This window comes from Paenibacillus bovis, from assembly GCF_001421015.2.
In the GTDB taxonomy this organism is placed as follows: domain Bacteria; phylum Bacillota; class Bacilli; order Paenibacillales; family Paenibacillaceae; genus Saccharibacillus; species Saccharibacillus bovis.
In genome coordinates this window covers 4164769-4187921 of sequence record NZ_CP013023.1, presented here as the reverse complement: position 1 = coordinate 4187921, position 23153 = coordinate 4164769, and the positions used below count along the sequence as shown (strand labels likewise).

Genomic DNA, 23153 nt, shown 5'->3' with positions numbered 1-23153 from the left:
ATAAAAGGTGGTTATCTCTTTATGGAAAAAGTGAAAATCGGTCTGATCGGCTGTGGAACAATCAGCGATATTTATCTTCAGAATCTGACACATACGTTTGTGAATACAGAAGTGTATGCCTGCGCTGATCTGAATCAGGACAAAGCCAAAGAAGCAGCCGAGAAATACGGAATAAAACATACATGGACAGCAGACGAGATTATCGCTAGCGAAGAAATACAGATCGTCGTCAATCTTACTACGCCAAAAGATCATTTCCAGATTTGCCGTCAGGCACTGGAAGGTGGCAAACATGTGTATGTAGAAAAGCCGCTCTCCCTATCGCCGGAGCAGGGCAGTGAACTAGTGAAGCTGGCAGAAGAAAAAGGGCTATTGCTGGGCGGAGCACCGGATACTTTCCTCGGTGCCGGACTGCAGACCTGCCGCAAGCTGATCGATGACGGATTTATCGGTGAGCCGTTATCGGCGACAGCTTTTATGGTCAATCATGGACACGAGAGCTGGCACCCGGCGCCGGAATTTTATTACAAAAAAGGCGGCGGGCCGATGTACGATATGGGACCTTATTATCTGACCGCGCTCGTCTCCCTGCTGGGACCGGCAGAGCTGGTCAGCGGTATGACCCGTACTTCCTTCAAGCAGCGCACGATTACGAGTGAGCCGTTGTTCGGCCAGATTATTGATGTAGAAGTACCTACACATATTGCAGGAACGATCCAGTTCCGTAGCGGCGCGATTGCCAGTATGATCACCAGCTTTGATGTATGGAGCAGCACGCTGCCACATATCGAGATTTACGGTACGCTCGGTACACTGCTTGTACCTGATCCCAACACATTTGGAGGACCTATCCGTCTGCGTCCTGCCCAGGGCAGCGAATTTATGGAGATTCCGGCTGTCCATCAATATGCAGAGAACAGCCGTGGCATCGGAATCTCGGATATGGCAGACTGTCTGATACATGGAGGGACACCGCGAGCGAATGGACAGATTACCAACCATGTGCTGGAGATTATGCATGCTTTTCATAGCAGTGCCGATTCACGCCGGTATGTGGAATTGACAAGTACCTGTGAACAGCCTCAGCCCCTGCCTTATGGACTGGTTAACGGACATCTGCGCTGAGTAGCGGACAGCAGGTAAATCAGCAGGCTGACATATGGAATATAGAGTCAGAACATCGACTGTTCTTTACGACTATTTTACAGATTGCATATAAAGCAGACGATATCCGCCATACGGTTGATTATTGAATACGAATCATTTTATACGATTTTGGTAATACCTATATCAACCACTGATAAAAATCTTCAATAAAAATCTTCAATAAAAATCATCAATAACAAAAACAGCGACTGCCTCTATAGGGACAGTCGCTATTTTTGTTATATAAATGCACTAATGCAGCGGCAATCACCGAATTATTCCATATATAAGCTGTATGGATCATCGTATCCGACCAGATTTCGTCATCCAAAATAACAATCTATCCGTTTTATTAGATAGAGCTCACGATCCAGCCAGTAGCCACCCTCCAAAAAAAAGCTGAAACCGTAATCGAATTGCATTATGATAAATTTGGGGTAATAACTGAGACAGGTATCAGCGAGCAGGCTGGATACAGAAATTATTGATCGGCAGGATGGCCGATACAGAAAGGATGTCGATGTATGTTTGGTAATGATTGGGATGATATTCTGAAGGAGGAAATGAAGCAGCCCTATTTCCAGGAACTGATGAACTGGCTGGATACGGAATATGAAGAGCATACTATTTATCCTCCTAGGGATTTGCTGTTTCAGGCGTTTCGTCTGACTCCGTATGCAGAGGTCAAAGCCGTCATTCTGGGTCAGGACCCTTATCATGGAGCCGGTCAGGCCGAAGGAATGAGTTTCTCTGTCCAACCGGGAGTGAAAGTTCCGCCTTCGCTGCGCAATATCTACATAGAATTAAAGGAAGACGTTGGAGTCGAGACTCCGAATCATGGTTCATTGGTCAGCTGGGGCCAGCACGGCGTACTGCTGCTCAACACAGCACTTACCGTACGCGCCGGTCAGCCGGCTTCTCATCGGGGCAAGGGCTGGGAGCGATTTACCGATGCAGTGATCCGGCTGTTGAACGAACGCAAGGAACCGATGGTATTCCTGCTCTGGGGCAATCATGCAGCAGAGAAGCAGGTGCTTATCAATACGGATCATCATCTGGTAATCCGCTCAGCACATCCGAGTCCGTTTGCTGCACGCAAAGGATTTTTTGGCAGTCGTCCTTTTTCACAGACCAATCAATTCCTGGAAAAGCATCAGATCGAGCCAATCGACTGGACGATTCCGCAGTTATCCTGAGGAGGACAGCAGATGGAGGTGGAGATGATGAAGCACTGGGAAGGCAAAAAAGTCGTGATTACACGGGATGATGAATATCATTCCAGACTATATGGTACTATACAGCATTGGGATATCGAGAAAAACAGACTTGTGCTGCAGCCAGGTTCAATTCATATTTTGCTGAATGATATTCTGCATATCAAAGAGCTGAAAATGCTGCCCCAGGATCTCAATTCGGCAGCATGGGAACTGAATTCGGTCGGTTATCTAATGAAGCAGCCGGTTCAATTTGATAATGCGATTCTGTTCAGCTCCAAAGTCATGATTTGGAAAGACGATCAGCTGATCGAGCCTTTTGCCCGGCTGGTACGTCATAACCGGGAACGGGTGATTCTGGACGATCATCGTACGTTTACCAAAGCCGATCACCAGTTTGTGGTACGTTCGCGCAAGGGATGCTAGGCAGCATAACAATGGAATTCAACATAGGCATTGACCGACTATCGTCTTTTATACAGGACGATAGTCTTATTTTGGAAATTAAATGGCTTTTTTTACAGCCAAACCTTCAATCTGTCGGTCCTTCCTCCGATATTAGTAAAGGAATGGGTACAGACGATACTATACTAAGGGGAGAAATAAATGACACGTACTGCTAAACTGGGAAATTGGATGCTTGCACTGGTATTGGTCAGCACCATGCTCTTTCCAAGCGGAGTATTCGCGGCAGATACTGCTGCGGTATCACTGAAGTTTGACGATAACAATACGATGACCTTATCACTTGAGGATGACGGACAGGAATTGAATGTATACACTGTGGACGGTTCGGGCGACACAACAGATGTATCCGACAAAGCAACATGGTCTACCAGCAGTGCAGCTGTAGCTACTGTAAAAGGCGGCGAAGTTACACCGGTAAGTGTAGGTACAACTACGATTACAGCCAAGTATGGCGACCTTGCTGCAACCAAGAAAGTGACAGTAACATCACCTTATACCGCGCTCACACTGTCTCCGGCAGCTGGAACCAATGTAACCATTGGCGAACCTGTTGAATTTACAGCAACAGCTACCAAGCAAGACGGAAGTACAGTAGACGTAACCGATAGCGTTACATGGTCTACATATGACATTAAAGTAGCCAAAGTAGTCGAAGGAACAGTCACCGGTTTGTCCCAGGGAACCACTTCCCTGACAGCCAAATATGCAGGTCTGGTAGCAACAAGCGAACTGTATGTTCGTTCTTCGTTCCAGGGGCTGATGCTGACACCGGAAGATGATCAGGTCATGTTCATCGGTCAGCATCCAAAACAGATCGTAGCCGAAGTGGGCGATGCCAGCCGGGTGCCTACGAATGTTACTTCCAAAGTAACTTGGACATCTTCCAACCCGCTGAATGCGACAGTTGAGAATGGCGTCCTGACTCCATGGGTAGAAGGAACTTCTACAATCAAAGCACAATACGAAGACTTTACCAAAACATTCAAAGTAACAGTCTATAAAACGATGACCAAAGTACAGGCGAATGTAGATTCGATCGATCTCGTAACCGGCGGATCGGCAGCCTTGCCAAAAGTAACCGGTACAGCGGTAGATGGTACAACCAAAGATCTCTCCAAACTGGTAGACTGGACGATCGATAGCTCTATCGCATCCGTTACCAGCACCAAAGTAGAAGCTGAAGGCGAAGGCGATACCAATCTGGTCGGTAAAATCGGCGATATGACCGTAACCGTACCTGTTAGTGTCAAAGCCAAAGCACTGACGCTGACACCAAGCGTATCCAGCCTGAGCATCGTAGTTGGCTCTACAGCGACTCTGCCAAAAGTAGAAGCGGTAACAGTAGATGGCAATACGATTGATGTAACAGACGATGTCGAATGGACACTCAGCTCGGATAAAGCACTGATCCAGGAAGGCAAAATCAAAGCGCTCGTTAAAGGCAGTACTTCCCTCAAAGGAACCTACCTCAACAAAAATGTGCGTATCAGCGTTAAAATGGAAAGCAAAATCAGTTCCATTACAGCTACACCTGCGATTATTGATCTGAACCTGAACAAAAGCAAATCGATTAACGTCAAAGGCGTCTATGCCGATGGCAAAAAAGCAACCTTGTCTACTAAAATGAACTGGGTATCATCTAATCCGGCTGTAGCTACTGTCAAAGGAGCAAGTGTAAAAGCAGTTGGTGTTGGTTCTGCGACACTGACAGGCTCTTATCAGGGTCTTACGGCAACAGTCAAAGTCAATGTAACATCCAAGCTGAAAAAGCTGACGATTTCCGAGAAATCCCTGAAGCTGACTACTGGTGATGCCAAGACAGTAGTCTTGACAGCTGAGTACGATACCGGCGAAATTGTGGATGTTACCAAAGCTGCAATCTGGACCACCAGCAAAGTAACGGTAGCGACTGTAAAAGAAGGCAATATTACAGCAGTAGCGAAAGGCTCTTCTTCGATCAAAGCTGATTTTGGCGGCAAACGTGCTTCGGTAACAGTAGCTGTCAAAGATGTCGCAGCTGCCAAGTAAGATAGCTATTATAAACAAAATAAGTATTGGTACGTCTGTAGATCATTAGTCCAAAATTCCAACCCCCTGCTGCAAGAAAGCAGGGGGTTTTTGTTGCCATAGAGGAAAATAACAATCTTTTCCTTGCCAAAAAGCAATAAGCCTTTTAAGATGTAGGAACATAAGTTCTTGTGTGAAATTAAGAGTTCTGATAATCAAAAGGAGGAAAACAATGCTGGATGATCAGGAGAGGAAATTGCTGCGTGTGCTGTATAACTATTTTGCCCGTCAGCGCCGGATGCCTGACTGGCGTGAACTGTCGGCCATGACATATCGCTCAGTCGAGGAATTGGTACATATATTGACTGCACTGGAGAATAAGAATTACATATATTGGGATAACAAAGAGGACCTGGGGACTCTGGTTATGATCGAGGGTTGGGAGCGTCAAACCAGACAGCCACGAACAGCGGTATCGCGCTCAGAGAATGCTTCGTACTGGACACAATATTGATGATTGCGATAAGCTGCAGATTCAGCTGCATCTATACGAGGCAGTATCAGGATCGGCAAATGGAGATAGCTGGGTTGCAGACATCGTTACAGGATTTATACATTCCGCCTATTGTTTATACGGACAGGCGATCTCAGCCGGATAACGGAATAATGACTCTGATTATCCGGGTTTGAAGATCAGCAAGTTAGATATTGACAGTCCTGATGCGATTTGGTATATTACTTCTTGTGATTATTATACGACCTGTTAGCTCAGCGGGAGAGCACTATCTTGACAGGGTAGGGGTCAGTGGTTCGATCCCACTACAGGTCATACCGAGAAAGTCCTTGTATATCAAGGGCTTTTTTCTTTTTTTATAAAGCAAATAATTGGGATCCATGATTCATAAAGAACAGAATGGAGACGGTCTATTCTGTCTTCTTATAGGATAGCTTCAATCTTCGTATTTTTTCCTCTAGATCTATTGGTTAGACATGCTGGTAGATTCACTTCTAACCATAATTTTCTCCCCATTAATATCCAGTTCCCCGTTGAATCGAAATCCGAATTTCTCATATAGATACAGTGCACCTTTATTATCTTCAAAAAGACTTAGATAAATATCGGGTGAACCGTATAGACCTTGCAAATGATCGATTAATGCACTTAGCATGATCGTACCCAGTCCACGTCCTTGATACTTTTCATCAATCAGAAAGCGATCCAGCCATACTCGTCCTGCATTTCCTTCACTAGGAAACCAGCCATACATAGCAAAACCAACAAGTGCATTATCAGCATACAGCCCCGCTGGTTGGTAAAAGGAGCATTCCTTCGCCTCCTCCAGACATTGAGCTGTATTCTCGATATAAGAGGCTTGATTTGGAGCAACACGCAATGCCAGAATAGCCAGAAGATTGGCTGGAGTCACGTTTTTGATTTCTATATTCATAAAGTTCACCTGGATTTCTGAAGACCACGGAGTGGTTCTCCTCATTTTGATTATTATGATTTAGAATAAGGGATATTGTTATAATCCTACCGACAGCTAGATGTTTATTTAATTATGTATATTTTAAAAGAATGAAGGAAGCTACTCCAACCTATCCATCATAATCTGGATCATTATACAGTAGAATATAGACTTGACGAAGTAACAGTGATCGATTTCTGTAATGAGTTTACGGGAACAATATCTGTAATAATATTACACGAGCAACAATTGAATGCATCGTTAAAAATGAATAATACCCGGAGGTAAACGGCATGGACGAAAAAGCGTATGCTTATATTGATCGTACAGCAGAACAAGTATTTCATGTACTGGATAATTACGAAATGGCTCAAAAAGAAGCAAAAGGAACGGTGATCGAATACCGTGGTGAACATGCCGGTGGTTATCCAGTTGTAAATCAGCGACAGCTGATCATTTATGCTGGACGCCGTATCGAAAAAGAGAATCAGCCGATTCCGCCGTATATCCAGGCTGCTATTGACGCACTTTCCTAGTTTTCAAGATTCTGGATACAATATTTTATAGGCTTTTAGTAGCAAGGGCTTTTGGCTTTGTGTATAATTGAAGTTTGAAATTAGAGCAAAACAATAGTCTTTTATGTAAAGGAGCTAACACAATATGGGTCAGCGTTACCGAATTACCCGGGAAATGCAGCAGGGCGATGGAGCACAGCAACCGATCACGCTTGAAGAATGCAAAGCTTATTTTGAATTGCATCCTGATATCGTATATACACCGGTCTTCACGGTCAAAGGAGAAACTACAATGTCGATCGAAGGAGATTTTTTCCTCTGGGAGATCGAAGGAGCTACGATTCCTTTCCGCCATTTTGATGGTGATCTGTATGTATCCGGCATGAATGAAGCGGTTATTCCCAAAATGATCGAGATTGCCAGCGCGCTGCGCGCTGATATTGCCGAAGATTGATAAATACAGCGGCTGAATACAGTTAGCTTATTGCATACTTAGTGCGGTTACACCTTATCCAGCTGACCCCTATCTTGACAGGGTAGTGGTCAGCTAGCTGTATAGCTTAAACACCAAAAATAAACACATTAACTATAGTGGGTCAGGAAAATAAGTCAGGAAGTCAGAGGAAGTCAGCAATCATTTTTGACATCCTGACCTATACACAAAGTTCCTGTCTTGATAAAAAGCTCCTGTCCCCGAATGGCATGGGGCTTTTTATGTTCTCAGCTTCCTTATCCAGAGCATGTAATGAATTATTTCTGAAAATAAATAAAAAAATGTACAAATTACTGTTTTAAATTTACAGTCAGAGGGTGATATTAGATAGACAACGAATTTACAATTTTGGAGGCATGAGAAACGTGGAAAACAGAAACGAACAGTATGAATTTAACATAGAGAACGAAATGGATTCCTTTATGATGCAAGTGAGTCAAATCGTTAAAAATCGTGATAACTCGGATCTGGCTGTACGAGGCAAAGTGACTCAGCTTCTTAGTCAGTATATGGAAGCCAACTAAAACAATCATCTAATATGGCATCGTAACCATGGATTATATCCTGGCTACAGATCATGCCTATAACCTACAACGTGCAGTTCTGGATATCGAACAGATATCGGGCTGCACGTTTTGATTTTATTGCCAGTCTTTCGGTGTAAATGAAGGGGAGACCGGATTGCACTTAAATTTTGCTGCTTTTTTTGTTATGATACATAGATTATGAACAAGTCTGCTATACTAACCAAGCTGATCGGATACAATTACCGGCTGCCGGTGGATACATATAGGATTGCGCCGTATCGTTATGCAGGAAAGGAGAGCAATTATAATGAAAAGAAAATATCCTGCTGCTTCGACATCTAAATATTGGACGATACAGTCCCTGTCTGCCTGGGAGCAAGCTCAGCAGACAGGCTTTTTGGAAGGGCATATCGATCATATCTCCTATCCGGAAGCTTATCACTGGATGATGGATCAGATGACGGAACGGTTGCCTTTTTATGATGGCAGCTATCCGGTATGGGTATGGAAAGAAAAGCCCGATCTGCTGCAACTGAATCATTTTACCGGCCGCGAACAATGCGTGTGTCTGACGCTGTCTCTGCATCCGCTGAATGTACTGTTGTCGGATTTTCAAGAATGGCATTCGGTATTAAATAATACATTTAATGCGGTGGATCACATAGAGTGGGAGGAATTCCGGACGGGCTGTTCGACGCTAACCAAGGAACAGAGCTGGCTGCGTATCTTCGATCTTGATCGCCTGAAACATGAGGAGGACAGACGCTTGCAGGGAGTCACCGGTCGTGTACGCCTGCAGCAGGTTCTGAAAGCCGAATACCTGGTCGAGCCAAGTCTGGCGAAACGGTATTATTATTGCTAACCGGATACCAAGATTAGGCAAAGGGCCAGAAGATTACATAGAAGATGAGCTGAATTGGAATACGTGAGTAGAATCGCTGACGGAATCCTGTAGATTGCCTGACACAATCATCATAAAGACACAATGAGAGTACCGGCTTAAAGAGAGGTACTCTTTTTGTGATATGGTATCTAAGTATGCAATGCAAGTATGTTTTAGAATATGTATTTGACTATATTTAAAGTGCTGAATATTGATATTGTCAGACTAATCTGCCTAGTTAGCGGTGGGATTGTCAAAGTATATTCATATTTATTTTATTCAATATACCATACAGGGGTATAGTATATAGAGAGAGGGGTAAGGAAATACAAAGTATTAAAAGAAAAATAAAACACAAAAAAGGAGCATGAAATTATGAGAAAAGCGCTAATGTCTGCCGGAATCGTTACACTGCTTATTATGACTGGCTGCAGCAATAGCGATGCAACCCATTCTGCTGCAACCGACAAAAATGCATCAAATACTGTACAAGGTGAAACGGCACCTGATGATTCCATGGCGATGGGAAATGAGACTGCCGGCGGACAGATGCATCACTCCGGCTCTGCGGAACTGCCAGCAGGTCTGCAAACTGCCCAGAATCCTGAATTTCCAGTAGGAACTACTGTTATAATGAATATGGATCATATGCCGGGTATGAAAGGTGCACAGGCTACGATTGCAGGAGCATATGATACAACAGTCTACAGTGTATCGTATACGCCTGTTACGGGAGGAGAACCGGTCAAGAATCATAAGTGGGTTATTCATGAAGAACTGCAGGATGCCGGTCAGTCTCCACTCAAGCCGGGAAGCAAGGCAATACTGAATGCAGATCATATGCCAGGCATGAAAGGCGCTCAGGCAACTATTGATTTGGCGCAGCAGACTACCGTCTATATGGTCGACTATACACCAACTAACGGCGGAGAGCCTGTCCGGAATCATAAATGGGTTACCGGCGAAGAATTGTCTGCAAAATAAGCAGGATAGCCGCTGAACTGATTCAATTGTATAAACAACGGATATACAATATATGCAGGAGATCAATGATATCCCTCGATAGATAAGCTGCTATTGTTTATTTCGGGGACTGTATATTAATATGAATACAGCGTTACGCTTTTACCAAGCAAGCCTTTTGCGAGAGGCTTGCTTTATTTGGGCCGTATGTGCAGAATAGACAGGGGCCCGAACCCACTACATTTATACAGGAGGTCCCATGGCGCAGTTTACATATACAGGGTTGCTTAATCGGACAATGGAAATCTACGAACAGCATGGAAGCGCAGAAGCGTATCATTTTATAACAGAGCATCAGGCGGATGGGGTCGGCAATCCGGCACAGATCTACAATCTGCGCTATAGTCTGGCTACGGCTGCAGATATGCATGAGGAAGCATTGCAATTACTCCGGGAAGCGATAGAGCAGCAGGAGTACTGGTATTCTCCGGAATACCTGATGGAAGAAGAAATGCTGGAGCCTTTGCGGCACGATCCCGAGTTTGAGCGGCTGATTGGAATCTGCCGGGTCCGCGAAGCGCAGGCTCTCACCGAAAATAGTGCCAAGCTGAATATTGTGTTGCCTGATCAGGAAAAGCCGGCAACTGCATTCCATACGATCTTTGTCCTGCATGGAGAACAGGAGAATATGGATATCGTGCAGCCTTACTGGAGCTCTCTGCTCGATCGAAACTACAAGCTGGCATTGCTCCAGTCTTCCCAGATTCAGTTCTCAGGAGCGTATGACTGGGTGGATATCGATACCGGAATGGAAGAACTCAAGCAGTCCATGGAAGAGCTCGTTCGTATCGATAATCCGCAAATGGAGATTCGGGATTGTCTGCTGCCCGAAAACGCGTTGCCTTCCGGTAAAAGACCTATTCTGGCAGGGTTTTCTGCCGGTGCCAGAGTGGCAATGAATACAGCGGCTGAATATTCATCTGGTGTACGAGGGCTGATCCTCGTCGCTCCCTGGATGCCTGATCGGGAAGAATGGGAATTGGGATTGAATGCCTGGAAAGAGCATGGCGTGAAGCTGTATATGATTTGCGGCGAGAGTGACGAAGAATGTCTGCCTGGTGCACAGGAACTGGCAGAAGCGCTGGACTTCAAGGGTATTCCATATGTATTCAAAAATATAACCGGTCTGGGTCACGATTATCCGGCCCATTTTAACCAGCTCTTGCAGGAAGCTGCGGCATTTATCGAAGGCTAATGCGCCAATCTCCTTTTATTTTCAAATGGAATCGAAAAAGTTATAATCAGATATAGATAACAAAATGATTAGACAAGACATATCGTGAATGGACAGAGGGAAGAGTGAACGGAGTGAAGATAGGAATTTTTGATTCCGGTGTTGGCGGTTTGACCGTGATGCATGAAGCGTTAAAGCTGATGCCGAACGAAGATTATGTATTTTATGCGGATACCCGGCATGTACCTTATGGAGAAAAGTCCAAGGATGAAGTCCGGCAGTATGTGATCGAGGCTGCAGATTATCTGGCTGCTCAGGATATCAAGGCACTCGTGATCGCCTGCAATACAGCGACCAGTATCGCTGTAACAGATCTGCGGCAAAGATATGACTTTCCGGTAATCGGGATTGAACCGGCTGTCAAACCTGCAGTGCAGAATAGTATTATCAAGCATAAAAAAGTATTGGTGTTGGCGACCCGGCTAACGTTGAATGAAGAGAAGTTCCATAATCTGGTCAAAAGTATCGATACCGAAGATATTGTGGAAAGTGTACCAATGCCCGGTCTGGTACAGTTGGCGGAGGAGCGCAAGTTTGGAGATGAGGACGTCATTCCTTATTTGCAGCAAGCACTGGGGGATTTGGATCTGCGCCAGTACGGTACTGTAGTATTGGGCTGTACACATTTTCCTTATTTCCGCAGTAACCTGCGACGTTTCTTCCCCGAGGAAGTCGATATTATCGATGGAAGCAATGGCACAGCCAGACATCTGCAGCATGTTCTGCAGGAATGCGGCCAGATCGGGGATGGCACCGGACAGATGAACTTTGTCAAATCTGGTGTACCCGCAGAGAGCCCGGAAGAAATGATGGATTACCGGCATCTGATGAGCTTGTTATCCTGAGCAGAGACAATGACCTGAATCAATAGCAATTATTCCAATAGCGGATACCTTGAAGCAGAGGTATCCGCTATTTTTTGTGAGTATGCGCGAATAGGTGGATAGTTGGATGAAAGCGGTTAGATTACCTGATCGTGTGAATAATAGTATGAATAGATTATAGCGCTGGCATAGAGCAGTCAGATATCAGGGATAGATTAGGATATGTGAGAAACCACCTGGGTACGTGATTTTTGGGAAGTATAGGAATTGTGCTTGCGATATGATTTGGACGAAGACGAAGAATGTCTGGACGCTGTCGCTGATTGATGCTGGTGTGCTGCATTAGAAGTGAAAGATTGTAGAGTAGCAGTGAAGGTAGAAGGGGAAGCAGTCACTGACGAAGACGATCTGGCAGCAACCGGAGTGGCCGAAGCAGCAGCCAGCTGTTTAACAGAAATAGTGGGTCTGATCGCCTTGGAAGGCTGCCAGGCTAGAATATTCTCTTCCCGGAATGTACGAGGTTCTCCCGAACGCAAACAATCCGCATATACCAGGCCATTGCGTATTCGCTTAATCTCAATCCGCCGCTGGGACAGTTTGCCGGACTGGTCCATATATACAATTTCAAGTAATTCTCCAATATGTTTGGCTAGCATAATCATCCCTCTAATCAGAACGTTTGTTCTCTTATTTATTCTTATTATATACGAACAAGTGTTCTTTTTCAATCTATTCCTTTTGTTAAATTAAAATGATTTTGATGAAAACTATGCAACGTATCGGTATCGTATTAGGCGATTTCATTTATTATTTTTGGATACCGTACCAATTTTCTGTGGATTTTACCATACACAAAAATTCGTTGGCCTTATGCTAATAAGGGGTAAGTGAATAAAGAGTAACTGTTATAGGCAAGGCAATAATTTTTTGTTGGCAGACTTTACTTTATTTCATTTGAATACGCAGGAGGTATATATGAATTCATCACATTCGATCAAGGAACTGATTTCCAAACTGACACTGGAAGAAAAGGCAAGCCTGTGTTCGGGGCTTGATTTTTGGCATACACAGCCTATTGAGCGCCTGGATATTCCGTCTGTTATGATGACAGATGGTCCTCATGGTTTGCGTAAACAGGATGCAGAAGGAGATCATCTGGGCCTGAATGATAGCGTACCGGCGACATGCTTTCCTACAGCAGCAGGCATGGCGGCTTCGTGGAACAGAGAGCTGATGCACCGGGTTGGGACAGCACTTGGACAAGAATCGCAGGCAGAAGAGGTAGCGGTCATTCTGGGACCAGGCGTGAATATCAAGCGTTCTCCGCTATGCGGACGTAATTTTGAATACTTTTCCGAAGATCCGTATCTGTCCTCGGAACTGGCTGCAGGTCATATTCAGGGTGTGCAGAGTCAGGGAGTAGGAACATCGCTCAAGCATTTTGCCGCTAACAATCAGGAGACCCGACGGATGTCGGTAGATACAATCGTGGATGAACGCACACTGCGTGAAATTTATCTGGCCAGCTTTGAGGGAGCCGTGAAACAGTCACAGCCATGGAGTGTAATGTGCTCTTACAACAAAATCAACGGTGTATATGCCGGAGAAAGCCAGGAACTGCTCACCCGCATTTTACGAGAGGAATGGGGATTCGAAGGATTCGTTGTATCGGACTGGGGAGCGGTGAATGAACGTGTAGCTGCACTGCAGGCAGGCATGGAACTGGAGATGCCGACAAGTGCAGGGATCGGAGATTCCAAGATTGTAGCTGCTATTCAGCAGGGAACGCTGGAGGAATCTGTGCTCGATACAGCGGTAGAGCGCCTGCTGAATTTTGTATTCAAGGCTGCAGCACAGAAAAGAGAAGCTTCCTTTGATTCCCGTCAGCATCACCAGCTGGCTCGTGAGGTTGCTCGTGAAAGTATGGTACTGCTCAAAAATGAAGATCATCTGCTGCCGCTTCGCAAAGAAGGAAAGATTGCAGTAATCGGTGAATTTGCCGTTAAGCCGCGCTATCAGGGCAGCGGCAGCTCTCATATTAATCCGACCCATCTGGATCAAGCGCTGGATGAAATCCGTATACTTGCAGGCGATCAGGCCGAGATTACGTATGCAGCCGGTTATGATCTGGACAGTGATGAAGTAAAAGAAGAACTTGTGCAGGAAGCAGTCCGGATCGCTTCCGAAGCCGATGTAGTCATTCTGTTCACCGGCCTGCCGGATCGTTATGAATCCGAGGGATATGATCGTGAACATCTGGATTTGCCGGATAATCACCAGCATCTGATCGCAGCGCTCTCGGATGTACAGGACAATCTGGTGGTAGTTCTCAGTAACGGTTCGCCGGTAACGATGCCGTGGCTTAACCAGGTGAAATCAGTATTGGAAGGTTATTTGGGTGGACAAGCTGGAGGCGGTGCAGCTGCCGATCTGTTGTTTGGCGAGGTTAGTCCCAGCGGCAAGCTGCCCGAGACGTTCCCTGTGAAGCTGAGCGATAATCCGTCATTCCTGAACTTTCCGGGTGAAGGTGATCGTGTCGAGTACCGTGAAGGCTTATTTGTAGGTTATCGCTATTATGATCAAAAGCAGATCGAACCGCTGTTTCCTTTTGGATATGGACTGAGTTATACCACTTTTGAATACAGCGATCTCACCGTAAATACGTCCAGCTGTACAGACGAAGATACCGTGAAGGTAGAAGTGACTGTCACGAATACAGGTTCGGTTGCGGGGCAAGAAATTGTACAACTCTATGTGCATGATGTAGAGAGCACAGTAATTCGGCCTCAGCAGGAACTGAAAGGATTTGCCAAAGTCAATCTACAGCCTGGAGAGAGTCGGAAAGTTACCTTCGAACTGGGTAAGCGTGCTTTTGCTTATTACAATGTGAATATTGGAGACTGGCATGTGGAGACCGGTATGTTTGCGATCCGTATCGGAGCTTCTTCCCGTGATATTCGTCTGGAAAGTACAATCGAAGTGAAATCAACAGTCAGTCTGCCGGTTACGTTTCACCGCAATACGACGATCGGCGATGTAGCAGCCAACCCGGCAACGGCTGATATGGCCAAGCAGTTTGCCGAACGCTCCGGATTGAATGAAATGATGGGAGACAGCCAGGATCTGCTGCTGGCGATGATCAAATATATGCCGCTGCGTGCAATGATCGGATTCGGACAGGGCAAATATACCGAAGAAATGCTTAGTCGCGATATCGCGGAACTGAACCGTCTTCATGCCGAGTATAACGGCTAATCGTTCGATCAAACGGCTTCTTTCCATTATGGGAGGAGGCCGTTTGCCTGTACACGGACGATCCGCATAGTAGTCAGCTCTTTCAATAAAAGGTACAATAATGACAAAAATCAGAACAATGGATCGACCGTTTGTTGGTTTGACCGGGTGGAGGAGAAGACAGAGATGACAAGAGAAATAATAGAGGTTCAGAATCAGCAGCAGCTGGATGCGTGCTTTGCTATTCGGCGTAAAGTATTTATTGAAGAACAGAATGTGCCCGAGCATATTGAAATAGATGATTATGATCGGCTGGACAGCAGTACTTGTCATGTTCTTTTACTGGAAAAGGGTCAGCCGGTAGCTACGGGACGAATCACGACCTATACAGACGGCTCTGCTAAAATACAGCGAGTGGCCGTATTGCCGGATTACCGTAAAGGTGGATATGGTACTTCCCTGATGAACGGAATAGAAGACTGTGCACGCAGTCATGGGTATACCCGGGCGATCCTGGATGCACAGTGTCATGCCGAAGGATTCTATGAGCGTCTGGGTTATCATACGATTTCTGCAGAGCCTTTTGATGATGCTGGCATTCCGCATGTACGCATGATCAAGGATCTGTAGACTGACAGGTGATCATTCTGCTCCTACTAAACAGCTATATCTAATAGCTGCAGCTATCTGGTAAGCGTATAAATAGGAATGAATACCAGAAAAAAGCTGCTTTTCCGATTAGCGTATCAACCGGGAAAGCAGCTTTTTACTTGAAAAGAATATATCCCATGCTGGCTGGCCGACTTGTGATATCAGGCATGAATAAGTATCTATACGCAGTAGTATGCAATGATACAGCTCAATTCAGCTCGATACAGATCAACACAAGTCAATGCAACTCATTGCAATTCACTGTAGCTCACTGTAGCTCGCTGTAGTTCACTGTACAGCCTGACCGTTATTCGGGAAAGCGATAAATACGATGCTGTTCCAGAAATTCCATACCTGCTGTCTGGCCTTCAAAGTCGTCTTTATCGTCATTATAATGCATTAGTTTCACCCGGGAACGCACCGCTTCGGGCAGCGACATCAGCTCATCCAGCGTAGCATGGACAATACCCGGCGGATGCAGCTGGCAGTCATGCAGGATCTGTTTGACACCGCGATCATGAACAAGCTGTTCCAGCAGATCGGAATGGAACTTCATATCGGCACTGTAGAAAATCTCATTATTGATCAACACGGAGTAGCTGTTTTTGCCTTCGATATGGGGAGTTTGTATCAGTTCGACGGTTAGTCCTTCAGCGAGCTGAACCGATTGGTCGGCTACCAGCGGTTTGACATCAAATACATCTTCCAGCTGTTCAATGCCTTCCTGACTCATACCGCCATACAGTGTATGCTCCCACAACGGACGAATCAGCGTACTGGCAATATACAGTACTGGCTTGCGGTTATGTACAAATTTGCCGCGAAAGCCCAGTTCTTCGAGTCCGCCTACATGATCGCCATGGATATGTGTAATCAGTATGGCATCAATATCATTCAGGTCTTTGCCCAGCTCATGCAGCGCCGCAGGAGCGGTGATTCCGCAGTCGATCATTAACGTATAATCTCCGGCCTGTACCAGTGCATTGTTGTTGTAATATTTTTTGGCAAAGGCATTGCCAGTACCGAGCATCTGTAGTTCAATTGACATATATATCCTCCTGTTCTTGGTCAAAGTATGGATCTGGAGCCAGCCTGGTCACTTTTGCTACATGCTTATTACCCTGTTCTGTTATCACTTTACCATGAGCAGGACCGGGAATGGAAATGCTCTTATCTCCCTTAAATTTCGCTGCAGAATACAGCAGTGCAAAAGATCAAAAGGTTACAATTTTTTTACCGCAACTGATACAGAGTTGAAGAGTATACATGTATGGAAGATGAGTATGTTACTGATTGTTTAGTATACATTTTGAAGGAGGGGCAACGTATGATGTGGAAAAGGGTAGCTGCCTGTACACTGGCTTTCTTTTTGATGGGAAGCTCGGTTCTGTTTGCAGATTCCGCTTATCAGCAGGTGCGGGTCTGGATTAACGGAAATGAAGTAGATGGCGGTTCATATGTAATCAATGGCAAAACGTATGTGCCTCTGCGTGAAATGGACGGATTGGTTGATTATGATAATGATGCCAAAACGGTAAAGCTGTATAAACCGAATGTACATATCTTTTTGTTCAAAGGGGATACTGCCTTCGGCAATGTAAGCAAAGGCAAGCTCAAATTTAATGTATTTACCCAGGTCGATAATCTGGAGACTGATATTGCTGCAGTGAAAGTAGCGATTACCGATCCTTCCGGCAGCCAAAAAGATATTCAGAGTCAGGATATTACCCAGCAAAAAGATAACTTCTGGTTCCGTACGTATGACTTCACTTATAACTTCGCAGCATCCGGTGAATACAAGGTTGGCTTCTATATGAAGAAGTCCAAATCCAGCGATTATGTACTGGTCTCCGAGAAGGTTATAACAGCGCTGAATCAATAAGGGAATCGTATAAATGAACATGTAAATGGTTCAATTGACCTGTACGATGTAAAGTGGTACGATACACAAGTGTTATTTTTAGTATGGAGCTACTGTCCGGATTTGGCAGGTCCATCAAACGTAAAGATATCATCCAAACTTATACCGAAAGTGGGTTATCCTATGAGCGATAAACATGTACACGACGAGAATTGCAACCATGATCATGAACACGATCACGAGCATGAGGAGTTTGTACTCAGTCTGACAGACGAAGAAGGCAACGATGTAGAAATGGTACTCGTTGAGACTTTTGATGTAGGCGAGAAATTGTATGCATTACTGCTGGAGCGTGGCAATCCGGAAGCGGATGGCTATATCATGCGTCTGGAAGAAGAAGAAGACGGTATGGTACTGGAAAATATCGAAGACGAAGCAGAATGGCAAGCGGTAGAGCAGGCATATGCCGAGCTGGTTGCAGAATCTGAAGAGTAATCTTCTATAGGCTGGCAGTTCTACTGTCAGCATTCGGTATTGCATCATAAAGAAAAGAGTTCTGTCCCTTTGCGGAGCAGGACTCTTTTTTTGTATCATCATGTATCGAAAAGCAAAGTAAATGAGTATAACAAAAAGACGACCTGCATAAACAGGCCGCCTTTTTGTTCTATTTTAGAATATATATCAGTTACACACTATCAGAACGACATTTTTTTAGAAAATAGCATCTGTTTCTACAATGACTTTGACATTGCGTACACTGCGATCTTCCGGGCCTTTGACAGGGAGACCGACTTTGACATGGTCGGTAATGTAGTCGATATTCTCCTGGGAGATGACTTCACCCGGCAGGAGGATCGGAATACCCGGCGGATAGACATAGATAAATTCTGCGATAATCCGTCCTGCCGATTCTTCGAAAGCAATGGTCTCGGTATCTCCATAAAAGGCTTCGCGTGGAGTCAGGGACAGCTGTGGAATCTCGGGAATCTTCACGACCAATTCCTTGATCTCGCGGCCGCTGCCATAGAATTCGGTAGCCATCTCGGTCAGAGCACGAATCAGCGTATCCACGCTATCCTGTGTATCACCCGGAGTCACCAGACAGAGAATATTGTACATATCACTGAGTTCAATCTCCAGATTGTAATGGTCACGCAGCCAGTTCTCTGCATCATAACCGGTAATACCCAGATGACGAATATGAATTGTCAGCTTGGTCGGATCATAATTAAAAGTTGCTTCGCCGCCGAGCAGCTCTTCGCCAAAGCAGTACAGTCCTTCGATTTTATTGATTTTGCGGCGTGTTTCCTGAGCCAGTCCGATCGTACGCTCAGCCATTTCGTGTCCATTCAGTGCCAGATTCCGGCGCGATGTATCCAGCGAAGCGAGCAAAATATACGATGTCGAAGTGGTGGTCAGCATACTGATAATCGTCTGTACCCGCTGCGGGTTCACATGACCATTTTTCACATTAACGTTCAGTACGGAACTCTGGGTCATGGAGCCGCCCAGTTTGTGTACGCTGGTAGCAGCCATATCTGCACCGGCAGCCATAGCCGATACCGGCAGCTTTTCATTAAAATGAATCAGTACACCATGCGCTTCATCGACGAGTACCGGAACGCCGCGGCTGTGAGCCAGATCGACGATTTCCTTGAGATCGGCACATACGCCGAAATACGTCGGATTAATCACGAGTACCCCTTTGGCATCCGGATGACGATCGAGCGCCCGGCGTACCGAAGAGGTAGTAATGCCATGATCGATCCCCAGGTTCTCATCACGTACCGGAGAAACGAATACCGGCTTGGCTCCTGCAAAGATAATCGCTGACATAATCGATTTGTGTACATTCCGTGGAACAATCAGTTTGTCGCCGGGTGAGCAGACGGTCATAATCATCGTCATGATCGCACCGCTGGTTCCCTGTACGGAGAAATACGTATAGTCTGCGCCGAATGCATCGGCAGCCAGCTTTTGAGCTTGTTCGATCACACCCATCGGTTGATGAAGATCATCGAGTGGTGCGATATTGATCAGATCTATAGAAAGGGCATTATCCCCAATAAACTCTCGGAATTCCTGATCACTGCCGAGTCCTTTTTTGTGTCCCGGAATGTGAAATTGCACGGGATTGCTTGCCGCATGCTGCTTAAGGGCAGTGAAAAGCGGAGTTTGCGTATGATCCATCGAAGCTGTCACAACCTTTCTAAAGGTGGAATATGGGTAAACATTTTAAAACCAAACAAAAATGAGTATAGCAAAATGAGGGGGGAATGCAATAGTTATCTTGAGAGAGAGTTGCAGACGGCTAATTGCCCCGTGCTACAATACATATGCCTATTCCGACAAATCATGAATTCTTTTCCAGTTTCATTCCAATTTAAAATGACTGTTTATTATTGGCTGAGGATCGGAGCAGCGGATAGACAGAAGAGTGAATATAGTCTATTACCAGGTCAGCCCGAGAGGAGAGTTTCATGTCGGCTACTACCAATCATTCGAACAATCTTCATTTTTCCAAACGCAATCATCGATTCAACTTTATCTGTCTGTGGCTGCTTATTTTTCTTGTTGAATTTGTAAAAGGCGGGCTTCTGGTTACGCTGCTGCCTCTGTATATGGGGCATCTGCTCGGACTGCCTGCTTTTACAATCGGGCTGGCATTCGCTCTTCAATATGTAGGGGATAATGCGCTGCGCAGTCCGGCGGGCTGGTTGGCAGAACGACTGGGGTTCCGAGTGACGATGACGCTGGGAATGATACTTGTGCTGCTGGCGGTATGGATCATGGCGACGGTACAGCATACCGGCTGGCTGATTACGGCCTGCGCCATCATGGGAATCGGCAGCGCCCCACTCTGGCCCTGTGTCATGTCCAAGATTACGGATCTCTCCAGTGACAATGGCCATTATGGCACACCGATGAGTATTATCGAGATCGCTTCGCTGGGCGGAGCCGGACTCGGGCCGGTCATTGTCAATTGGCTGAGTAGCCGCGATTCCTACGATTTTATATTCCATGTCCTGCTTGTTGGTATGGTCGTGGTCATTGCTGTCGCACTCTGTTTGCCAGGCAAAAAGCGCAAACCATCCTTTCCAGACGTTACCGATAGCCCCTCAAAGCAGCAGGAACTGTCCGGATTGCAATCGCAAGCTTCAGAGACAGATCAAGTGACTACTCCGGAAGAAAGCGGCAAGCACGTAGGGAAAATCCACTATTATATAAAGCTGATCCGTTCGCTTCATATTCATCCATTATTGTATCCGGCCTTATTTCTGCAATCTTTTGCACTAGGCATCCTCACGCCGATTATTACGCTGTATGTAGTCAGCGAGCTGGGATTGACACCTGCGTATTTCAATGCGCTGCTGATCGGTGGAGGAGCTGTCACCGTACTTGGGCTGATTCCGGCCGGGAAATTCATTGATCGTCTGGGCAGCCGTCTTTTTTTGCGAACAGGATTTCTGCTAGCAGCTATGGCACTTATTGGACTGGCTTCGACCCGTATGCTATTTTGGATCTGGATATTTGTGCTGGGAGCAGGATTTAGTTATGCGATGATTCTGCCCGCCTGGAATGCGCTGCTGGCCCATCTGGTACCTGCTGAGGAAAAGGCAGCCGTATGGGGATTGTTCCTTACGCTGCAGGGCTCCGGTCTGGTGATCGGTCCGCTTGTCTCCGGTAAATTATGGGATGCTATTAGCCCGCAGGCGCCTTTTTTTGTAAGTGCTATGGCGATGGTATGCTTATTCGTTATTCACTGGGTGATGGTTAGGCATCGGCCGGATTTGAAGTAGAGCAGTAAGAAAAATCATTTACAGGTATAACAAACAAAGTTATCGATTAGATGTATAAATAATAAAAAAATAATATAAACATTCAACATGGACTAACCAAATGCAACAGCCCTTTTTCCCGGAGCCTTGAAGGCTGGAAAAAGGGCTGTTAGTCATGAACAGATTAGTATTTGTACGGAGAAAGGGTTGGTCATACATTGTACTTGCTGTCTATCCATGTACAAGATAGGAGTACAGAATATATTATTTTCGATCCTGCTTTTATAGGGTTTGGAGCTGGTTTAGGCAAAAGCCATTTTGTACAGGGGCAGCAGCTGCTCAAAGGTTTGTTCCACTTTTTGAACAAAAGCATCGCCATCACCCAGCAGCGGATCATCTTTGGCAATACGCAGACCGCAGACAACCTCGGATTTTTTGATGTTTTGAAGTTTGGTACCGATTGCCAGCAGCTGCTGATCATCCATGTCAGATTGCAGGGTGCCCTGTGGAGACATATGATCAGTCGACCAATAGAAATGATCAGGTACGGTTTTTTTGATTTCCTGCAGATGTTCAGCAATTGCTTTACCGAAATCCACTTTGCGCGGGCTCTCATAAATAATGGCAAACACTACAAACACATGGCTGCCAAACATGCCTACTTCAAAATGAGGCAAAGCCTTGTAGCCACGCTTGTTGGCTGCCCACGCCACCCATGTATCTTTGGGAGGGTTAACCGTACGGCGTGCGTGCTTGGCCACATGCACATACATTTCTTCGCCGCTCAGAGCGGACAGATGCGACTGGATCATCTCACCCAGCATAGTGAGCTTCGGACGGACTCGTTCGATCAACGCTTCCATGCGCGGCTCCAGTCCATCGATGGAGAATACTTCAAAATCACGGGTATCGAACCCCGGAAAAACAGTCGAATTCATTTTCAAAAGCCTCTCTTTCTGACAGTTGCCACTTCTAGCCGAATTATAGCACAGGATTCACTACATATTTCATGAAGATTACATGTGTCTGAGTTGTTAACTGCTTAGATGATCCTGCAAACGGGTAAAAATAATCAAGTCAAACCAGTAATTATTCTCATATTCCGTTTTTATCTTACTACCATTTAAACCTGCACAATATCCAGAATGGATCGTTTATACATGAACAGTTATACCAATAAATAATACAGGGAAAAGGAGGGACTACCATGAACAAGAGCTATGAAGTGGAATACTGCAATCTGGAACTTCGTTTTGAACGCCGGGATATTCAGAACCTGATCCGCGATTTGATCAAAGAGGGTTATTCGCTGTACTGGCGTGAAACAGAAGACTCTTTTATCGTATCGATCCGTACCGATGATCATATGACGAAGCTGCGTTTTCAGCAGACTCAGGAAGGCTACAAATTGATCGGTGATTATCGTATCCATGACGCACGTTTGGCAGAATGGATGGAAAAGCTGATTGGTGATACCAAGGGCCATGCGATCGTAAAGCGGTTCCGGGATCAGCAGATTCTGGTGGAAAATATACTGTTTGGCGAAGTAATCCGTATGGTCGAGATTTCCGGATTTGAACAGCGTATTCTGTATCAAAAAGAATCGACACCGACACGTGAATCGCTCAATGCCCTGTATATGTCAACCGAAGGCGAGCAGCGTATTGAAGCGACCGAGCGCAAGATAGACGAATCGCTGGATCTGCTGAACGAAGCAATCAAGGCAGGCGATACCGAGCGAGTAGAAGAGTGCAAAAAAGTGTTGGAAAATCTTCGTTTTGAGCTTGTACGCTTGGAAAAGTAAAGTTTGAGGCGTGATATGCAT

At 45.6% G+C, this 23153-nt stretch carries 23 protein-coding genes and 1 tRNA gene; 19 read left to right on the top strand and 5 right to left on the bottom strand.

All coding sequences use genetic code 11. From position 1 onward, the window contains the following. The first annotated feature begins 21 nt into the window (after positions 1 to 21). The 6 genes from AR543_RS17855 (at position 22) to AR543_RS17830 (ending at position 5664) form a co-directional block, all read left to right on the top strand. Positions 22 to 1125 (top strand): Gfo/Idh/MocA family protein, encoded by a 1104-nt coding sequence (locus AR543_RS17855; protein ID WP_060535764.1) that lies wholly within the window; start codon positions 22 to 24, stop codon positions 1123 to 1125. A gap of 545 nt (positions 1126 to 1670) precedes the next feature. Beyond that, the gene (locus AR543_RS17850) at positions 1671 to 2342 is read left to right on the top strand and encodes a uracil-DNA glycosylase (protein WP_060535763.1); all 672 of its coding nucleotides are present in this window, start codon (positions 1671 to 1673) and stop codon (positions 2340 to 2342) included. A 12-nt stretch (positions 2343 to 2354) separates the two neighbouring features. Further along, on the top strand, positions 2355 to 2786 hold the full coding sequence (locus tag AR543_RS17845; RefSeq protein WP_060535762.1) for a hypothetical protein: 432 nt from the start codon (positions 2355 to 2357) through the stop codon (positions 2784 to 2786). Between the two features lie 180 nt (positions 2787 to 2966). Then, entirely contained in the window at positions 2967 to 4856 is a 1890-nt protein-coding gene (locus AR543_RS17840; RefSeq protein WP_060535761.1) for an Ig-like domain-containing protein, read from the top strand. A 211-nt stretch (positions 4857 to 5067) separates the two neighbouring features. Continuing rightward, positions 5068 to 5349, top strand: a complete 282-nt coding sequence (locus AR543_RS17835) for a hypothetical protein (protein WP_060535760.1) — start codon at positions 5068 to 5070, stop codon at positions 5347 to 5349. Positions 5350 to 5592: 243 nt separating this feature from the next. Continuing rightward, a tRNA-Val gene (locus AR543_RS17830) sits at positions 5593 to 5664 on the top strand. Between the two features lie 148 nt (positions 5665 to 5812). On the opposite strand, the gene AR543_RS17825 is transcribed toward AR543_RS17830, so the two are convergent. Beyond that, positions 5813 to 6283 carry a GNAT family N-acetyltransferase gene (locus tag AR543_RS17825; protein ID WP_060535759.1) on the bottom strand — a complete coding sequence of 157 codons (471 nt, stop codon included), beginning with the start codon at positions 6281 to 6283 and terminating at the stop codon, positions 5813 to 5815. Between the two features lie 314 nt (positions 6284 to 6597). On the opposite strand from AR543_RS17825, the gene AR543_RS17820 reads away from it, so the two are divergent. The 7 genes from AR543_RS17820 to murI all read left to right on the top strand — a co-directional run bounded on the left by AR543_RS17820 (position 6598) and on the right by murI (position 11824). Continuing rightward, positions 6598 to 6840, top strand: coding sequence for a hypothetical protein (locus AR543_RS17820; protein WP_060535758.1), 243 nt, complete (start codon positions 6598 to 6600; stop codon positions 6838 to 6840). A gap of 124 nt (positions 6841 to 6964) precedes the next feature. Next, positions 6965 to 7273 carry a hypothetical protein gene (locus tag AR543_RS17815; RefSeq protein WP_060535757.1) on the top strand — a complete coding sequence of 103 codons (309 nt, stop codon included), beginning with the start codon at positions 6965 to 6967 and terminating at the stop codon, positions 7271 to 7273. Between the two features lie 404 nt (positions 7274 to 7677). Beyond that, the gene (locus AR543_RS24365; RefSeq protein WP_158523989.1) at positions 7678 to 7836 is read left to right on the top strand and encodes a hypothetical protein; all 159 of its coding nucleotides are present in this window, start codon (positions 7678 to 7680) and stop codon (positions 7834 to 7836) included. A gap of 310 nt (positions 7837 to 8146) precedes the next feature. Then, entirely contained in the window at positions 8147 to 8701 is a 555-nt protein-coding gene (locus AR543_RS17810; RefSeq protein WP_060535756.1) for a DUF3841 domain-containing protein, read from the top strand. A 396-nt stretch (positions 8702 to 9097) separates the two neighbouring features. Beyond that, the gene (locus AR543_RS17805) at positions 9098 to 9706 is read left to right on the top strand and encodes a YdhK family protein (RefSeq protein ID WP_060535755.1); all 609 of its coding nucleotides are present in this window, start codon (positions 9098 to 9100) and stop codon (positions 9704 to 9706) included. Positions 9707 to 9944: 238 nt separating this feature from the next. Then, a complete protein-coding gene (locus tag AR543_RS17800) occupies positions 9945 to 10940 on the top strand; it encodes an alpha/beta hydrolase (protein WP_060535754.1) in 996 nt (331 codons plus the stop codon). A 113-nt stretch (positions 10941 to 11053) separates the two neighbouring features. Next, positions 11054 to 11824, top strand: coding sequence for a glutamate racemase (gene murI / locus AR543_RS17795; protein WP_060535753.1), 771 nt, complete (start codon positions 11054 to 11056; stop codon positions 11822 to 11824). Between the two features lie 194 nt (positions 11825 to 12018). Here the strand turns inward: murI and AR543_RS17790 are convergent, their stop codons facing one another. Next, positions 12019 to 12459: a hypothetical protein gene (locus AR543_RS17790; RefSeq protein ID WP_060535752.1), complete on the bottom strand. Its 441-nt coding sequence runs from the start codon at positions 12457 to 12459 to the stop codon at positions 12019 to 12021. Between the two features lie 319 nt (positions 12460 to 12778). Between AR543_RS17790 and AR543_RS17785 the strand changes: the two genes are divergently transcribed. Together AR543_RS17785 and AR543_RS17780 are read left to right on the top strand one after the other, a co-directional pair. Continuing rightward, positions 12779 to 15058 (top strand): glycoside hydrolase family 3 C-terminal domain-containing protein, encoded by a 2280-nt coding sequence (locus AR543_RS17785; RefSeq protein ID WP_060535751.1) that lies wholly within the window; start codon positions 12779 to 12781, stop codon positions 15056 to 15058. A 165-nt stretch (positions 15059 to 15223) separates the two neighbouring features. Beyond that, positions 15224 to 15667 (top strand): GNAT family N-acetyltransferase, encoded by a 444-nt coding sequence (locus tag AR543_RS17780; RefSeq protein ID WP_060535750.1) that lies wholly within the window; start codon positions 15224 to 15226, stop codon positions 15665 to 15667. 328 nt (positions 15668 to 15995) lie between these two features. Here AR543_RS17780 and AR543_RS17775 read toward each other — a convergent pair whose 3' ends face one another. After that, positions 15996 to 16736: an MBL fold metallo-hydrolase gene (locus AR543_RS17775; RefSeq protein ID WP_060535749.1), complete on the bottom strand. Its 741-nt coding sequence runs from the start codon at positions 16734 to 16736 to the stop codon at positions 15996 to 15998. A gap of 279 nt (positions 16737 to 17015) precedes the next feature. Between AR543_RS17775 and AR543_RS17770 the strand changes: the two genes are divergently transcribed. Both AR543_RS17770 and AR543_RS17765 read left to right on the top strand, forming a co-directional pair. Further along, positions 17016 to 17570 (top strand): stalk domain-containing protein, encoded by a 555-nt coding sequence (locus AR543_RS17770; protein WP_060535748.1) that lies wholly within the window; start codon positions 17016 to 17018, stop codon positions 17568 to 17570. A 162-nt stretch (positions 17571 to 17732) separates the two neighbouring features. Next, positions 17733 to 18044 carry a DUF1292 domain-containing protein gene (locus tag AR543_RS17765; protein ID WP_060535747.1) on the top strand — a complete coding sequence of 104 codons (312 nt, stop codon included), beginning with the start codon at positions 17733 to 17735 and terminating at the stop codon, positions 18042 to 18044. 216 nt (positions 18045 to 18260) lie between these two features. Here the strand turns inward: AR543_RS17765 and AR543_RS17760 are convergent, their stop codons facing one another. Further along, on the bottom strand, positions 18261 to 19739 hold the full coding sequence (locus AR543_RS17760; RefSeq protein WP_060535746.1) for an aminotransferase class I/II-fold pyridoxal phosphate-dependent enzyme: 1479 nt from the start codon (positions 19737 to 19739) through the stop codon (positions 18261 to 18263). A gap of 290 nt (positions 19740 to 20029) precedes the next feature. Here AR543_RS17760 and AR543_RS17755 point away from each other — a divergent pair, with 290 nt between their 5' ends. Continuing rightward, positions 20030 to 21349: an MFS transporter gene (locus tag AR543_RS17755; protein WP_060535745.1), complete on the top strand. Its 1320-nt coding sequence runs from the start codon at positions 20030 to 20032 to the stop codon at positions 21347 to 21349. A 281-nt stretch (positions 21350 to 21630) separates the two neighbouring features. Here AR543_RS17755 and AR543_RS17750 read toward each other — a convergent pair whose 3' ends face one another. Beyond that, entirely contained in the window at positions 21631 to 22266 is a 636-nt protein-coding gene (locus tag AR543_RS17750; protein WP_060535744.1) for a YktB family protein, read from the bottom strand. 269 nt (positions 22267 to 22535) lie between these two features. Between AR543_RS17750 and AR543_RS17745 the strand changes: the two genes are divergently transcribed. Continuing rightward, complete coding sequence (locus AR543_RS17745) at positions 22536 to 23132, top strand: hypothetical protein (RefSeq protein WP_060535743.1); 597 nt, start codon at positions 22536 to 22538, stop codon at positions 23130 to 23132. Positions 23133 to 23153: the final 21 nt, after the last annotated feature.

Bases quoted from the DNA above. Each gene is read 5' to 3' on its own strand.
- AR543_RS17785 (WP_060535751.1), top strand. From the start codon at position 12,779: ATGAATTCATCACATTCGATCAAGGAACTGATTTCCAAACTGACACTG.
- AR543_RS17855 (WP_060535764.1), top strand. From the start codon at position 22: ATGGAAAAAGTGAAAATCGGTCTGATCGGCTGTGGAACAATCAGCGAT.
- AR543_RS17825 (WP_060535759.1), bottom strand. From the start codon at position 6,283: ATGAATATAGAAATCAAAAACGTGACTCCAGCCAATCTTCTGGCTATT.
- AR543_RS17755 (WP_060535745.1), top strand. From the start codon at position 20,030: ATGTCGGCTACTACCAATCATTCGAACAATCTTCATTTTTCCAAACGC.
- AR543_RS17845 (WP_060535762.1), top strand. From the start codon at position 2,355: ATGGAGGTGGAGATGATGAAGCACTGGGAAGGCAAAAAAGTCGTGATT.
- AR543_RS17760 (WP_060535746.1), bottom strand. From the start codon at position 19,739: ATGGATCATACGCAAACTCCGCTTTTCACTGCCCTTAAGCAGCATGCG.
- AR543_RS17745 (WP_060535743.1), top strand. From the start codon at position 22,536: ATGAACAAGAGCTATGAAGTGGAATACTGCAATCTGGAACTTCGTTTT.
- AR543_RS17765 (WP_060535747.1), top strand. From the start codon at position 17,733: ATGAGCGATAAACATGTACACGACGAGAATTGCAACCATGATCATGAA.
- AR543_RS17790 (WP_060535752.1), bottom strand. From the start codon at position 12,459: ATGCTAGCCAAACATATTGGAGAATTACTTGAAATTGTATATATGGAC.
- AR543_RS17850 (WP_060535763.1), top strand. From the start codon at position 1,671: ATGTTTGGTAATGATTGGGATGATATTCTGAAGGAGGAAATGAAGCAG.
- AR543_RS17805 (WP_060535755.1), top strand. From the start codon at position 9,098: ATGAGAAAAGCGCTAATGTCTGCCGGAATCGTTACACTGCTTATTATG.
- AR543_RS17800 (WP_060535754.1), top strand. From the start codon at position 9,945: ATGGCGCAGTTTACATATACAGGGTTGCTTAATCGGACAATGGAAATC.
- AR543_RS17835 (WP_060535760.1), top strand. From the start codon at position 5,068: ATGCTGGATGATCAGGAGAGGAAATTGCTGCGTGTGCTGTATAACTAT.
- AR543_RS17775 (WP_060535749.1), bottom strand. From the start codon at position 16,736: ATGTCAATTGAACTACAGATGCTCGGTACTGGCAATGCCTTTGCCAAA.
- AR543_RS17815 (WP_060535757.1), top strand. From the start codon at position 6,965: ATGGGTCAGCGTTACCGAATTACCCGGGAAATGCAGCAGGGCGATGGA.
- AR543_RS17750 (WP_060535744.1), bottom strand. From the start codon at position 22,266: ATGAATTCGACTGTTTTTCCGGGGTTCGATACCCGTGATTTTGAAGTA.
- AR543_RS17810 (WP_060535756.1), top strand. From the start codon at position 8,147: ATGAAAAGAAAATATCCTGCTGCTTCGACATCTAAATATTGGACGATA.
- AR543_RS17820 (WP_060535758.1), top strand. From the start codon at position 6,598: ATGGACGAAAAAGCGTATGCTTATATTGATCGTACAGCAGAACAAGTA.
- AR543_RS17770 (WP_060535748.1), top strand. From the start codon at position 17,016: ATGATGTGGAAAAGGGTAGCTGCCTGTACACTGGCTTTCTTTTTGATG.
- AR543_RS17840 (WP_060535761.1), top strand. From the start codon at position 2,967: ATGACACGTACTGCTAAACTGGGAAATTGGATGCTTGCACTGGTATTG.
- AR543_RS17780 (WP_060535750.1), top strand. From the start codon at position 15,224: ATGACAAGAGAAATAATAGAGGTTCAGAATCAGCAGCAGCTGGATGCG.